The sequence below is a fragment of the Actinomadura formosensis genome (genome assembly GCF_050948385.1).
Classification (GTDB): domain Bacteria; phylum Actinomycetota; class Actinomycetes; order Streptosporangiales; family Streptosporangiaceae; genus Spirillospora; species Spirillospora formosensis.
In genome coordinates this window covers 4926566-4940605 of the sequence record NZ_CP192011.1, presented here as the reverse complement: position 1 = coordinate 4940605, position 14040 = coordinate 4926566, and the positions used below count along the sequence as shown (strand labels likewise).

Sequence of the window (14040 nt, the reverse complement as noted above, 5' to 3'; positions counted from 1 at the left end):
GGGGTACGGGCCGCTCCCGCCGCCACGGAACGTGATCACCATTATGCGGGATGCCGTCGTCCTGCGCGAGATTCTCGCGGCCGTCTCCCTCCCGTGCTGTCAAACCGAGTTCACGCAGGATTAACGGCGCGGTGATTTCGCCGGGCGGTGACCGGTGTATCAATGGCCTGGACGGGGGAGACCGCCTTTGGTCACCGCGTTTCCGCCGTCACCGTCGAATGCGGATGGACACTGACGAATGATCCTCACCCCGCGAGGCGCGCGAGACGCCGCGTCCAATCTCCTCCGGCTGGCGCTGTACGGTCATGTCGCCGATCTGCGCCCGATGCCGGCGGAGCCGATCGGCGACGGCCATGGACCGGCGGTGTGCCGCTACCGTCCCCCGGAGGGGGTGGTGCCGGCCGGGCCGCCGGTGCTGTTCGTCCCGCCGCCGGGCATGCCGGCGCGCTGCTACGACCTGCGCCGGGGGTGCAGCCTCGCCGAGCACGTGGTGCGCGCCGGGCGGCTCAGCTACCTGCTCGATCACGGTCCGGCCGAGGACCGCGACCGTGTCCGGGGTTTCGCGGGCTGGGTGCGGGACGTGCTGCCGGCCGCGGTCCGGGCGGTCAGCCGGGACGCGGGCGGCCAGCCCGTCCAGCTCGTCGGCTGGTGCCTCGGCGGGATCGTCGCGCTGCTGGCCGCCGCCGCCGACCCCGGCCTGCCGATCGCGTCGGTCACCGCCATCGCCGCGCCGGTGGACGCGCACGCGGCGCCGCCGGCGCACCGGGTCCGGCTGCCGGCCGGCGTGGGCAGATACGTGCTGCGTCCCTGCAAAATGCTGGTCAATCTCGACAACGCCGATCTTCTGGAGCAGATCGAGGCGGTCGATCATTTCGCGAGCTTGGAGATCGCCTATCCCGGGCACGCCGTCCGGCGGATCTACCGGTCCCTTTCCCGGGACGGCGGGCTGATGGGCGGGGACGTCGAGATCGGCGGCCGGCGGGTGGATCTCGGCCGGGTCGGCGTGCCGGTGCTGGCCATCGCGGGACGCGGTGACGCGTTCGCGCCCGCCCGGGCCGTCCGGCCGCTCGGGCGGCTGCTGGGCGGGGCGCCGGAGGTGCGCTTTGAGATCGCGTCCGGCGGCCACCTCGGCGTGCTGACCGGACCGGAGGCCAGAACGACCACGTGGCGGCATCTGGACCGGTGGCTCGACGAGGGCACCGTCAGGCACGGGATCCGGGCGCAGCGCACCGCGCTCACCGTCTGACCGGCGCTGCCGCAGGTCTTGCGCACACCAAGGGACGGTCCAATCTTCTTTGCGATGCCGCCATCAGCGCGCCCGCCGGTGTGTCATCTCGGTGATCAATGCGTCGCCGACCGTAATGTGACGCACCGTTGGTGCCGCACGGTACGTCGGGGGGCAGTGCATGACGGCGGACAAGGGCGAATACGGCACGGGCCCGGGGGAGCGGCCGGAGATCATCGGGGTCACCCCGTTCGGCCGTCCCGTCCCCCATCTCGCCGTGTCCGTCGCGCGCGCGGGCGGAACGGGGGTGCTCGACCTCGGTGCCGACCGGGCGTCCGGACTCGCCGCGCTGGCCGATGTGCGCCGCTGGTGGCCGGGTCCGTTCGGCGTCCGCGTCCCGCCCGGCTGCCGGGTCCGGCCGGGTGAGCTCCCGCCCGCCGTCGGCACCGTGCTCGTGGGCGCCGCCGCGCTGCGCTCGGACGACTGGCTCGACGTCGCCGGATTCGCCCGCGGCCGCCGCCTGCTGATCGAGATCGCGGACCCGGCGGAGGCCGCCGCCGTCGTCCGTGTCGCGCGCGGCCTCACCGGGGAGGTCGGGCTCATCGCGCGCTCTGGCGAGCTGACGGCGTTCGTCCTGCTCCAGCGGCTTCTCGCCGACGTCGACGTCCCGGTTCACGCGGCGGGGGACATCGGCCCGCACACGGCCGCGGCGGCGGTCGCCGGAGGCGCGGCCGGGGTCGTGCTGGACGAGCAGTTCGCGTTCGTCCGGGAGATGGATCTGGGCGGGCCGGTTCCGACGCGGCCCGGCTCGCCGGCCGCCGCGCTCGCGGGCCGGTACAAGACGGCCGGGGGAGTGGTGCAGGCCGTCCGCGAGCAGATCCGCCTGCACATCCGGGCCGCCGTCCGGACCGAGCCGCTGGTGTCGCGCGCCGATCCGGCGGTCGTGCAGGGGCCGATGGCGCAGCTCACCGACGGGTCGGCGTTCGCGGGCGCGGTCGCGCAGGACGGCGGCCTGCCGTTCCTGTCGCTCGGCCTGCTGGACGGCGGCCGGGTGCGGGCGCTGCTGCGCGAGACCGCCGAGCGGCTCGGCGAACGGCCCTGGGGCGCCGGCGTCCTCGGGATCGCGCCACCGGAACTGCGGGCGGAGCAACTCGCCGCCGTTCGCGACACCGGGGCTCCGTACGCGATCATCGCCGGCGGAGGCCCGGCGGAGGCGGCGCCGCTTGAGGCCGCCGGGATCAGCACCTACCTGCACGTCCCGTTCCCGGCCCTGCTCGGGCGCTTCCTCGACGCGGGCGTGCGGAAGTTCGTCTTCGAGGGCGGCGAGTCCGGCGGCCACGTCGGGCCGTACGCGAGTTTCCCGCTGTGGGACGCGCAGGTCGAGCGGCTGATGGCGGTCGGCGAGGACGCCGGGGAGCTGTCGGTGATGTTCGCGGGCGGCGTGCACGACGCGCGGTCCGCCGCGATGGTCGCCGCGCTGGCGGGTCCGCTGGCCGAGCGGGGCGCCGACGTCCGCGTCCTGATGGGGACCGCGTACCTGTTCACGCCCGAGGCGGTCGCGGTGGGGGCGATCCTGCCCGGCTACCAGAGTGTCGCGCTCACCTGTGCGGGGACGGCGCTGCTGGAGACGGCGCCCGGCCACGCGATCCGCTGCGCCCGCACCCCGTACGTCGAGACGTTCGCGGAGACCCGGCGCGAGCTGGAACAGGCCGGGACACCGCCGCAGGAGGTGCGCCGCCGCCTGGACAAGCTGAACCTCGGCCGGCTGCGCGTCGCCGGCAAGGGGCTGCGCCTGAACACGCCGGTCGAGCCCGCCCGGCAGTATGCCGAGGGTTTGTACGCGATGGGGCAGGTCGCGGCGCTGCGCCGGTCCACGGTCGGGATCGCCGCCCTCCACGAGGAGGTCACGTCCGGCGGGACCGCCTTCCTGGCCGCCCGCGCCGCCGAGATCGGGGTGCGGGAGGCCGGTGAGGGCGCCGCCTCCCGGGCCGACATCGCGATCATCGGGATGGGCTGCGTTTTTCCGGGGGCTCGCGACGCCGACGGTTTCTGGGCGAACATCGTCGGCGGTGTCGACTCGATCACGCGGGCCGCGGGGGCGGAGCGGGCCGGTGTCATCCCCGAGATCCCCCTCGACGCGCCCGGCGACGGCGCCCCGATCGAGCTCGTGTCGGTGGAGGTCGCGTCCCGCGCCCTGGAGGACGCCGGCTACGCCGACCGCCCGTTCGACCGCTCCCGCGCCTCGGTGTTCCTCGCCGCCGAGGTCGAGCCGGACGGCGAGGACGCGCTGCCCGGCGCCATCGCCGCCCGGCTCGACCTCGGCGGCATGACCTGCACCGTCGGCGCCTCGTCCCTCGCCGCCCTCGATGTCGCCTGCAAGGATCTCCTGACCCGCTCCAGCGACATGGTGCTCTGCGGCGGCGCCGATCTGCGGCCGGGGCCGGGCGGGCACCGCCCCGGCGGCACCGTGCCCGGCGAGGGCGTGGCGTGCGTCGTCCTCAGGCGACTCGCGGACGCCGAACGCGACGGCGACCGGATCTACGCGATCGTCACCTCGGTCGCCGGAGGGCGGCGGCTCACAATGGAGCGCGCCCACGAGCGCGCGGGGATCCGGGCGCCGTCGATCGGCCTTGTGGAGGCGGACCGGCCCGAGCCGGCGGCCCCGGACGGTGCCGCGCCCGGATCGGTCACCTCGCAGATCGGGCACACCGGATGCGCCGCCGGGATCGCCGGGCTCATCAAGACCGCGTACGCGCTGCACACGGGCGTGCTTCCGGGGCCGCCGCACCCCTCCCGCCCGTGGGTCGTCCGTCCGGGCGAGCGGCTCGCCGGGGTGAGCGAGTACGGATCCGGTGACGCGCACTTCCACGCCGTCCTCTCCGGCTACGGGGGCGGTCCTGAACCGGTGTCCGGGCTCGCCGCGTGGCCCGCCGAGCTGTTCCTGATCCGGGGGGACGGCCGGGCCGCCGCGCACGCCGAGATCGGCCGGCTGTCGCGCCTGCTCAAGGGCGATCCCCGGCTACGCGACCTCGCCCGGACCGCGGCCTCGTCCGAAGGGCCGGTCCAGGTGGCGTTCGTGGCCGCGGGACTGGACGATCTCCGCGCGAAGCTCGCCCTCGCCGCGCAGGCCCGTCCGGCGCCGGGGGTGTTCGCCGCGTCCGGCGGGCCGGGCAAGGTCGCGTTCCTCTTCCCGGGTGAGGACGGGAGCCCCGGCATGTTCACCGACCTCTTCGTCGCCTTCCCGCGCCTCCAGCGCCTGCTGCGGCTGGCCGGCGGGCGATACCCCGAGGGGACGCTCCCGCCGCCCGCCGCCGGGCTCGCCGTCCACCGCCTGCTCACCGCCGTCGGCGTCCACCCGGACCTCGCCGCCGGACACGGCCCCGGCGAACTCGCCGCGCTCTGCGCCGCCGGCGTCATCGACGACACCGCCATGATCGAGATCAGCGCCGGCCGCGCCGGGCTGCGCTCCGGCGACCTGCGGTCGCCCGCCTTCCCCGTCTGGGCGAACACGGCGGCCGGCCCGTACGAGACCGAGCCGTCCGACCTCGCCGGGCAGCCCGGCGCGCCCGTCCGGTTCGCGGAGCAGATCGAGGCGATGTACGCGGCGGGCGCCCGGACCTTCGTGGAGACGGGCCCGGGAGGCGTCCTGACCGGCCTGGTCGGGACGGTCCTCGGTGACCGCCCGCACACCGCCGTGAGCTGCGCCGCCCCCGGTGAGAACACGCTGGTGACGCTCCTGCACGCGCTCGCCGCGCTGGCCGCCGCCGGTGCCGGTGTGGACCCGCTGCCCCTCTTCGGGGGGCGCGGCGCCCAGCCGCTCTCCGACGTCCCGGCCCGGCCCCGCCTGCTCGTCAGCGGCCGTTCCGTCCGGAGCGCCGCCGGCGGACGCCCGGCCGCCGCGTCCGGCACGCCGGCGACGGGCCGTCCGGCGGAGGCCGCCGTGCTGGAGTACCTGCGGACGAGCCGGGAGTTGATCGCCGCGCAGCGCGATGCCGTCCTGCGGCACCTGGCCGCGCCGGCCGCGGCGCGGGCCGGCGCGCACGTGCGGACCGCGGCCCTGTCCGGGAGCCCCGCGTCCCCGGCCCCCGGGACCGAACGCCCGCGGCGCCGCGGTACGCCCGGCCCGCGCCGCGCCCGCGCGGGGCCGGCGCGCAGGTGTGGCCGCGTCCCGAGCCGCAGGCCGCCGCCGGGGTGGTGCGGCGGGTGCCGCGGGTCGTGGAACTCGATCCGCTGCCGGTGCCGCCGGAGTCGGGGACGGCGTTCACCGGCCTGCGGTTCCTGATCGTGGACGACGGCTGCGGGATCGCGCTGGAGCTGGGCGACCTGCTCGAACGCCATGGTGCGCAGGTGCGGACGCCGCCGGACGTCGACGGCCCCTGCGACGGGCTCGTCCACCTGGCGGCGCTGCGCCCGGGGGCGGCGAGCGTCCTGCCCCCGGCGTTCGGCGCGATCCGGCAGGCGCTCGCCGGCGGATTGCGCTGGCTGGTCCTCGCGAGCGGGGCCGGGGGCACGTTCGGGCACCGGTTCGACGGCGGCGTCGGCGATCCGGCACCGGGTGCGGGCCTGCGCGGACTCGCCCGGACGATCGCGCGGGAGCATCCCGAGGTCCTCGTGCGCGCGCTGGACGTCGACACCAAGGACACCCCCCGGGCGCTCGCCCAGCGGATCATGGCGGAGCTGCTGACCGCCGACGCGCCGGTCGTGATCGGCCACGAGGGCGGCCTGCGCTACGGGCTGGAGCTGGTGCCGTCCGGGCCGCCCGGCGGCGCCCCCCTGAACCTCGCACGGGACGCGGTCGTCCTGCTGACCGGCGGCGAGCGGGGGATGACCGCGCGGCTCGCCCTGGAACTGGCCAGGACGAGCGGCTGCCACATCGAGCTCATGGGCCGCACGCCGGAACGGGAGATCCGGGTGGACGCCCTGCTGGAGCACGCGGCGTCCGTCCGGTATCACGCGGGGGACGTGCGGGACCCGCGGGCCGTCCGGGACGTCGTCGAGAACATCTACCTGACCCACCGGCGGCTGGACGGCATGATCCACGGTGCCGCGCTCGCGGAGCCCCGCCCCGGCGGCGGCACAACGCCCGGGTCCTTCGAGGACGTGTACCTGACGAAGGTGGCCGGTGCCTGCGCGCTCGCCCAGGCGGCCGGATCCGACCTCGGGTTCTTCGCCGTCCTGTCCGGTGCGGACGGCGAGCGGGGCGGGGCCGGCGCCGCGGCGGCCAACGACGCGTGCGGCACGCTCGCGCACGTGTGGCGCAGGCGGCTGCGCGGGCGCGTGCTCGTCGCCGAGACCCTGCTCGGCCCGGACGCCGGTGCGCCCGCACTGCTCAGGGAGATCACGCACGGGGACGAACCGCACGTCGTGCTGACCGGAGAAGTCCGGTGAGCGACGCCCGGGAGCCGATCGCGATCGTCGGCGCCGGGGCGGTGTTCCCCGGCGCGGGATCGGCGGCCGAGCTGTGGCGCAACATCCTCGCCGGGTTCGACGCGATCAGCGAGGTGCCGCCCGGACGCTGGGATCCCGCGCTCTACTACGACCCGGGCGCCTACGGCCGGGCGCCGCAGAGCGACCGGTTCTACTGCCGGCGCGGCGGGTTCGTCGACGAACTGGCCACCTTCGACCCGGCCCGGTTCGGGATCACGCCGGCGGCGGTGCCGGGCATGGAGCCCGACCAGCTCCTCGCGCTGCGCACGGCCGGCGACGCGATCGCGGACGCGGGCGGCGCGGAGCGGCTGCCCGACCGGTCCCGGATCGGCGTGGTCATCGGGCGCGGCGGCTACCTCGCCCCGGGCGCCGCCCGCCACGACCAGCGGGTCAGAACGTCCCATCAGGTCGCCGCGATCCTCGCCGACCTGGTCCCCGAACTCGGGGACCGGCGGCTGGCGGAGATCCGCCGGGCGTTCTGCGCGCGGCTCGGGCCGGACGGCCCGGACGCCTCGGCCGGGCTGGTCCCGAGTTTCACCGCGTCCCGCATCGCCGACCGGTTCGACCTGCGCGGCCCCGCGTACACGCTGGACGCGGCGTGCGCGTCGTCGCTGCTCGCGGTCGAGCACGCCGTGCGGGCGCTGCGCGGCGGGCAGGCCGACGCGATGCTGGCCGGGGCCGTGCACCATGCGCACCACGCCACCGTCTGGAGCGTGTTCAACCGGCTGCGCGTGCTGAGCCCGACCGAGACGATCCGCCCGTTCGACCGGGCCGCGGACGGGACGCTCCTCGCCGAGGGCACCGGGATGGTGCTGCTCAAGCGGCTGTCGGACGCCGAGCGGGCCGGCGACCGCGTCCACGCGGTCATTCTGGGCGCCGGATCGTCCAGCGACGGCCGCGCCGCGAGCATCCTGAGCCCGCCGGTGGACGGGCAGGTCCTCGCGGTCGAGCGGGCCTGGCGGGACGCGGGCCTGGATCCGGCGGCGCCCGGCGCGGTCGGGCTCGTCGAGGCGCACGGCACCGGCACCCCGGCGGGGGACGAGGCGGAACTGGCGACGCTGCGCCGCGTCCTCGGCACCGACGGCCCGCGGATCGGGCTCGGCACGGTCAAGTCGATGATCGGGCACGCGATGCCCGCCGCCGGGATCGCCGGGCTGATCAAGGCGGCGTTCGCGCTGCGCGACGGTGTCCTGCCGCCGACGCTGCACGCCGACGACCCGCATCCGGCGCTGGCGGACGGCCGGCTGCGGCTCGTCCGGGAACCCGCCGAGTGGGAGCGGCGGGGCGGCCCGCGGCGGGCCGTGGTCAACGCGTTCGGATTCGGCGGCGTCAACGCGCACGTGGTGTTGCAGGAGCCGCCGTCACCCGCTCCCCGCCGGGTCGCCGCCGCGCTGTGGGCCGAGGGCCACGGCGCGTCCCCGCCGCCGGCCACGGGGATGCGGCTCGACCTCGGCACGCCGCTGGTCAGGCTGGACGGGGCCGTGGAGCCGCTGCGGCTGGCTCCCGCGGTGCCGCCGCTTCCGGCCGGCGCTCCCGTGCTGGCGGAGCTGGAGGCGCTGCTCAACGACGCGGCGGCCGGGGCGCAGTCCGTGCTGGAGGCGCTCGGGGGCGGCCCGTCGCCGGTCCCGGCGGGAGAGGCGTCCACGATGTCCGCCGAGCTGAGCATTTCCCGTGTCTTCTCCGTCGAGGCGATGCCCTATCTGGCGGACCACTGCGTGGTCCCGCAGCCCCCCGGCTGGCCCGACATGTCGGACAGGTTTCCGATCGTTCCGCTGGCCACGCTGGCGGAGGTGATGGCCGACACGGCCCGCGAGCTGCTGCCCGACATGGTGGTCATCGGATTCGAGAACGTCCGCGCCGTCCGGTGGGTCGTGGCGACCCCGCCGACGACCGTGGACATCCGCGCCTATCTCGTCGATGACGGGGACCGCCCGCGCAGGGTGAAGGTCGTCATACCCGACCATGCGGACGGGACAGTCCTGCTCGCTGACCGCTACCCCAGCCCGCCCGCCCCGGACCGCACTCCGCTCACGATCGAGGGCCCGCCCATAGTCACCGCTGAGCGGCTGTATGAGGAACGCTGGATGTTCCAAGGTCCGCTCTTCCACGGCATCAGCGAGATCAGGGCGCTCGCTGAGGACGGTGTGCGTGCCGTCCTGACCTCCTTGCCGACGCCGGGTGCGCTCATGGACAGCGCTGGGCAACTGTGCGCGCACTGGATCCAGGTGTACGGCGACACCAACCAGACGGTGTTCCCGGTGGGGGTCGAAAGGGTCCTCATGTACGGGCCCTTGCCGCCTGCCGGGGAACGCCTGGAGACGACCGTCTGGAACCAGTCCCTCACCGACACGACCATGCGCTGCTCGGCGGAGATGGTCCGGGAGAACGGAACGGTGTGGGGACGCATCGACGGATGGACCACGAGCCGCTTCTACACGGACGAGGCCCTCTGGCGGATGAAGTTCACCCCCGAGGTCTCGGGGACGGGGGAGCCCCAGCCCGGCGGCTGGACGCTGGCCCGCAAACGCTGGGACGGAGCCGCGTCCCGCGACCTGCTCATGCGCCAGTACCTGTGCGCCGCCGAACGCGCCGAGTACGACGGCCTCCCGCCGTTCGCGCAGGGGCCGTGGCTGCTCGGACGGATCGCGGCCAAGGACGCCGTGAGGGACCACCTATGGCGCAACGGCCACGGACCCCTGTTCCCCGCAGAACTCACAGTCCAGGAGGGACCGGCCGTAACGGGACCGTTCGACGAGCCCCTCACGGTCTCGATCGCTTCGGACGCCGAACTGGGCGTGGCGCTGGTGCGGCCCGGTCACGCACCGGCCGGCATCGGACTCGCCGTGAACGAGAACAACGCGCGGATACGCGCGGCCAAGCAGGCGGTACTGCGGTCGATGAACACGGGTCCGGACCGTCCCGAACCGGTCGTGACCGTCGCTGACGCCGAGCGGCTCCTCATCGCGGCCAACGGCACGGTCACCACCGTGGAGACCCGCGAACTCGCAGGCTACGTCGTCGCCTGGACGACCGCCTCCGGCGACGCGAACATGCGGGACAGCCGAACCTGACGCAGCCCCCGCCGACCTGGGCGGGCGGTCAGGAGGTGATCGCTGGTCCAGGCGCCGAGGCCGAGCCGGGTGAGGTGGCGGGACCGTCACAGCTTGGGGGTGAAAGGACGGCGGTGGGCGGGGTCGTCGGGCTCGGCGAGGCCGCGCAGGGCCGTCTCGACGAGTTCGATGGCGCGCAGGACGGCGACGAGGCGGGCGCCCTCGCGGCGGTAGGCGTCCAGGACGGACTCGATGCCGTGCGGCGGGACGGTGTCGCCGAGGTCGACGCGGGCGGTGCGGAAGCCCTCGCGGGCCGCCTCGACGGACGCGCCCACGTGGTGGCGCGCCATCCGGGCGAGGGCGATGGGGTAGCGGCGCAGGACGCCGTAGCGGCGGTACTCGGGCGGGAGGAGATCCAGCAGCCAGGCGAGAGCGGTGTCCTCGAAGCGGTCGGTGCCCGGTGGGTGCACCTGCGCGGGCCAGCCGGGCGGAACGTAGGTGCTCACGAGGGCAGGATAACGCGTATTAGAACCTATGTTCGAGACAAAACGGACGCTATTCCGGTGGCGGGGTCCGGCGGATCCGGATCCTGCCCGAATCCAGGTCGTCGCGGGTGGCGCCCGATCCGGTCTGCTCGTGGTCGTCCTGGCGCAGCACCTGCTGGCGCTGCTGCTCCTCCAGCTTGACCTTCTTCGAGCCTTCGAACGCGGACGCGAGGTCCTCGAACATGCCGCCGCCGAAGCCGGCGCCGGTCTCGCCGTCGCCGCGGATGGCGCCCATCAGGGACGACTTGCCCGTCCCCTCGCGAGGCCACTCGATGATCTCCGGTTCGGCCGCCTCGGGGCGGTTGCCCATCGGACGGCCCTTGACGCGCTTACGGCGGCGAAAGGGTGACTTCACACACTCTCCAACGCGATGAGGCTCCAGAATGATCCCGGCGGACATTCAGGGTACGAACGACCACCGAGTGGGAGAACCGGTGAAATCTCCCTGGCGGAGCCCGAACACCGACTGTGGACGCACCGCTACGGTCGCGTTCACCTCCGGGTCCAGGAAATCAACACGATATCGGGTGGCGTACTTGGCGTTGACCAGGTCGATGAACCGCTGAAGATCCCCGGGCGCGGTGACGATCTCGGCCCGCCCCTCGATGACCACGGGGTTCTCCGCCGCCTCGGTGGCCACCACCACCTGCGGGTTCGCGCGCAGGTTCACCATCTTGCGGGACGGGACGGCGCTGCTGAACAGCAGGGCCTCGCCGGACCAGGCGCCCCACACGGGCATGGCGTGCGGACGTCCGTCCGGCCGCACCGTGCACACCCAGAAGTTGCGCGCCGCGCGCAGCCGCTCCACGGCCCACGACCACGGCAGCAGGCCGCTTCCCTCATCCGGTCCCCGGATGCCGTAGCCGGGCATGTACGGACGTTCCGCAGTGGGTTCGACTGGTCCCCGTCCCGCGGCACCGGCGGCCGACATGGCGCTCTCCCCTCCATCGTGCACTGTCCCGTCCATATCGTTACAGACGGCGGTGTCCCGAGGTGACGCTCGGTGGCTCGTTGGAAGCGGCTCAGCGCGGTAGCCTGCGGGACGTGCGCCTATCCCATGTCATCACGGTTCTGGAGGAGCTTTACCCGCCCGCCTGGGCGGAGTCCTGGGACGCCGTCGGCCTGGTCTGCGGAGACCCCGATCAGGAGGTCGGCCGGGTCCTGTTCGCGGTCGACCCCGTCGCCGCCGTGATCGACGAGGCGCTGGAGTGGGGTGCCGACCTGGTGGTCACGCACCATCCGCTGCTGCTGCGCGGGGTGCACTCGGTCGCCGCCACCACCCCCAAGGGACGGCTCGTCCACCGGATGATCACCAACGGGATCGCGCTGCACACCGCGCACACCAATGCCGACCGGGCCGATCCCGGCGTGTCGGACGCGCTGGCGCGGGCGGTCGGCCTCACCGGCGAGCTGCGTCCGATGGTCCCCGCCGCCGACGACCCGCGTCGCGGCCTCGGCCGGATCGGGGAGCTGGACGAGCCCGTCACGCTGCGGGAGTTCACGAAGCGGGCCGCCGCCGGGCTGCCGTCCACCGCCTGGGGCGTCCGGGCGGCGGGCGACCCGGACGCCGCCGTCCGCACCGTCGCCGTCTGCGGCGGCGCCGGCGACTCCCTCCTCGGCACCGCGCGGGCCGCCGGTGTCGACGCCTACCTCACCGCCGACCTGCGGCACCATCCCGCGTCGGAGTTCGCCGAGTACGGCGGGCCCGCGCTGGTGGACGCCGCGCACTGGGCGACCGAATGGCCGTGGCTGGCCGATGCCGAACGCCGGCTGGCCGCGTCCTCCCCGGAAGCGGGCAAGTTGGAGACACGGGTGTCCACGCTCGTCACCGACGCGTGGCGCCTCCACGCAGAAGGAGCAATGTGAAAGCCGCACCGCAAGCCCAGCTTCGCCTGATCGACCTGCAGGAGCTCGACAGCTCGCTGGACCGGCTGGCGCACCGCCGCCGCACGCTGCCCGAACTGGCGGAGATCGAGCGGCTGGAGGGACGCCTGACCGAGCTGCGCGACGCGATCGTGGCGGCCGAGACCGAGCTCGGCGACCTGCAGCGGGAGCAGAAGAAGGCCGAGCAGGACGTCGACCAGGTCCGCACCCGCGCCGACCGCGACCGGCAGCGGCTCGACTCGGGCCTGGTGACCTCGGCGAAGGACCTCGCCGGCCTGCAGACGGAGATCGAGTCGCTGCAGCGCCGCCAGTCCGACCTGGAGGAGGTCGTGCTGGAGATCATGGAGCGCACGGAGGAGGCCGAGGGGAGGGTCGCCGCGCTGCGCGCCGAGCGGTCCGCCGTGCAGGACGAGCTCGCGGGGCTCATCGAGCGGCGCGACACCGCCCAGCGGGGGATCGACGACGAGGCCGGGACCACGAGCACCGCGCGCACCGCCGTCGCCAAGGACATCCCGGAGGACCTCCTCGCCCTCTACGAGAAGCTGCGCGGCCAGTTCGGCGGCGTGGGCGCGGCCAAGCTGTTCCGGGGCGCGTGCCAGGGCTGCCATCTGGCGCTCAACACCGTCGACCTGAACAACATCCGGTCCGCCGCGGAGGACGAGGTCATCCGCTGCGAGGAATGCCGGCGCATCCTCGTCCGCACGCCCGAGTCGGGGCTGTGAGCGCGGGTGCCGGTGGCCGCGGGGAGCCGTCCCGCACCGGGGGCGGGGGCTCGCGCAAGCTGATCATCGAGGCGGACGGGGGCTCGCGCGGCAATCCCGGCCCGGCCGGGTACGGCGCCCTCGTCCGGGACGCGCTGACCGGCGAGGTGCTCGCGGAGGTCGCCGAGTCGATCGGGCACGCCACCAACAACGTGGCCGAGTACCAGGGCCTGATCGCCGGGCTGACGGCCGCCGCCGCGATCGACCCGTCCGCCCGCGTCGAGGTCCGGATGGACTCCAAGCTCGTCGTGGAGCAGATGTCCGGCCGCTGGAAGATCAAGCACCCGGACATGGTCCCGCTGGCGCTGCGGGCGCGGGAGCTGGCCGAGGGGCTCGGCTCGGTGTCCTACGGCTGGATCCCGCGCAACCGGAACGCGCACGCCGACCGGCTCGCGAACGAGGCCATGGACGCCGCCGCCCGCGGCGAGCACTGGACCCGCAAGGTCGAGGAGACGCCGGGGGAGTCCGAGCCGCCGCCGCGTCCCGTCTCGTCCACCCCGATGACCACGGTCCTGCTGCGGCACGGTGAGACGCCGCTGTCGGTCGAGAAGCGCTTCGCCGGGACGGGCGACACCCCGCTCACCGCGAACGGCGTCGCCCAGGCCCGCGCCGCCGCGCTCGCGCTCAAGGACCGCGGGCTCGACGCGATCGTCACCTCGCCGCTGTCCCGCTGCCGTGACACCGCCGCCGAGGTCGCCGCCGTCACCGGCCTGGACGTGCGCGTTGAGGACGGCTTCCGGGAGGCCGACTTCGGCCGGTGGGAGGGCCTCACGTTCGCCGAGGCGGGCAAGGGCTGGCCGGACGAGCTGAAGGCGTGGCTCGCCGACCCGGGCGCCGCGCCGCCCGGTGGGGAGAGCTTCGCCCAGGTGTCCCGCCGCGTCCGCACGGCCCTGGACAAGCTCAAAGTCCGCTACCGCGAGCAGACGGTGCTGGTGGTCTCGCACGTCACGCCCATCAAGCTCCTGGTCAAGGACGCCTTGGGCGCTCCCATGTCATCCCTGTACCGGATGCACCTGGACGTGGCGGCGCTCTCGTCCATCGACTGGTACGCCGATGGGCCCGCGACACTGCGCACCTTCAACGACGTCCACCACCTTCCCTAATGACCCGGCGGCGCCTACCCTGCCCGGTAGGCGCCTGACCTGGGG

The 14040-nt window shown here is 74.8% G+C and carries 10 protein-coding genes; 7 read left to right on the top strand and 3 right to left on the bottom strand.

Features of this window, described 5'->3' with window-relative positions; all coding sequences use genetic code 11:
- Positions 1 to 238 precede the first annotated feature (238 nt).
- The 4 genes from ACQP1N_RS23330 (at position 239) to ACQP1N_RS23315 (ending at position 9723) form a co-directional block, all read left to right on the top strand.
- Positions 239 to 1246 (top strand): alpha/beta hydrolase, encoded by a 1008-nt coding sequence (locus ACQP1N_RS23330; RefSeq protein WP_067800368.1) that lies wholly within the window; start codon positions 239 to 241, stop codon positions 1244 to 1246.
- A 160-nt stretch (positions 1247 to 1406) separates the two neighbouring features.
- Positions 1407 to 5507 carry a beta-ketoacyl synthase N-terminal-like domain-containing protein gene (locus tag ACQP1N_RS23325; protein ID WP_433226624.1) on the top strand — a complete coding sequence of 1367 codons (4101 nt, stop codon included), beginning with the start codon at positions 1407 to 1409 and terminating at the stop codon, positions 5505 to 5507.
- Entirely contained in the window at positions 5429 to 6613 is a 1185-nt protein-coding gene (locus tag ACQP1N_RS23320) for an SDR family NAD(P)-dependent oxidoreductase (protein WP_433226622.1), read from the top strand. Before ACQP1N_RS23325 ends, ACQP1N_RS23320 begins: the two co-directional genes overlap by 79 nt.
- Positions 6610 to 9723, top strand: a complete 3114-nt coding sequence (locus tag ACQP1N_RS23315) for a beta-ketoacyl synthase N-terminal-like domain-containing protein (RefSeq protein ID WP_433226620.1) — start codon at positions 6610 to 6612, stop codon at positions 9721 to 9723. The genes ACQP1N_RS23320 and ACQP1N_RS23315 overlap by 4 nt, the downstream gene beginning before the upstream one ends.
- Positions 9724 to 9809: 86 nt before the next feature.
- On the opposite strand, the gene ACQP1N_RS23310 is transcribed toward ACQP1N_RS23315, so the two are convergent.
- Genes ACQP1N_RS23310 through ACQP1N_RS23300 form a run of 3 tightly spaced genes read right to left on the bottom strand, consistent with a single transcriptional unit; the run spans position 9810 to position 11118 of the window.
- Positions 9810 to 10208, bottom strand: coding sequence for a hypothetical protein (locus ACQP1N_RS23310; RefSeq protein WP_067805810.1), 399 nt, complete (start codon positions 10206 to 10208; stop codon positions 9810 to 9812).
- Positions 10209 to 10257: 49 nt separating this feature from the next.
- A complete protein-coding gene (locus ACQP1N_RS23305; protein WP_067805807.1) occupies positions 10258 to 10602 on the bottom strand; it encodes a DUF6191 domain-containing protein in 345 nt (114 codons plus the stop codon).
- 45 nt (positions 10603 to 10647) lie between these two features.
- Positions 10648 to 11118 (bottom strand): pyridoxamine 5'-phosphate oxidase family protein, encoded by a 471-nt coding sequence (locus ACQP1N_RS23300; RefSeq protein ID WP_433226617.1) that lies wholly within the window; start codon positions 11116 to 11118, stop codon positions 10648 to 10650.
- Positions 11119 to 11291: 173 nt separating this feature from the next.
- Here ACQP1N_RS23300 and ACQP1N_RS23295 point away from each other — a divergent pair, with 173 nt between their 5' ends.
- From ACQP1N_RS23295 to ACQP1N_RS23285, 3 genes are read left to right on the top strand one after another with little or no spacing between them, the layout of a single operon-like run.
- Positions 11292 to 12113, top strand: coding sequence for a Nif3-like dinuclear metal center hexameric protein (locus ACQP1N_RS23295; protein WP_067805800.1), 822 nt, complete (start codon positions 11292 to 11294; stop codon positions 12111 to 12113).
- Positions 12110 to 12853: a zinc ribbon domain-containing protein gene (locus tag ACQP1N_RS23290; protein ID WP_067805797.1), complete on the top strand. Its 744-nt coding sequence runs from the start codon at positions 12110 to 12112 to the stop codon at positions 12851 to 12853. Before ACQP1N_RS23295 ends, ACQP1N_RS23290 begins: the two co-directional genes overlap by 4 nt.
- Complete coding sequence (locus ACQP1N_RS23285; protein WP_433226614.1) at positions 12850 to 13995, top strand: bifunctional RNase H/acid phosphatase; 1146 nt, start codon at positions 12850 to 12852, stop codon at positions 13993 to 13995. The genes ACQP1N_RS23290 and ACQP1N_RS23285 overlap by 4 nt, the downstream gene beginning before the upstream one ends.
- Positions 13996 to 14040: the final 45 nt, after the last annotated feature.

Bases quoted from the DNA above. Each gene is read 5' to 3' on its own strand.
- ACQP1N_RS23330 (WP_067800368.1), top strand. From the start codon at position 239: ATGATCCTCACCCCGCGAGGCGCGCGAGACGCCGCGTCCAATCTCCTC.
- ACQP1N_RS23325 (WP_433226624.1), top strand. From the start codon at position 1,407: ATGACGGCGGACAAGGGCGAATACGGCACGGGCCCGGGGGAGCGGCCG.
- ACQP1N_RS23300 (WP_433226617.1), bottom strand. From the start codon at position 11,118: ATGCCCGGCTACGGCATCCGGGGACCGGATGAGGGAAGCGGCCTGCTG.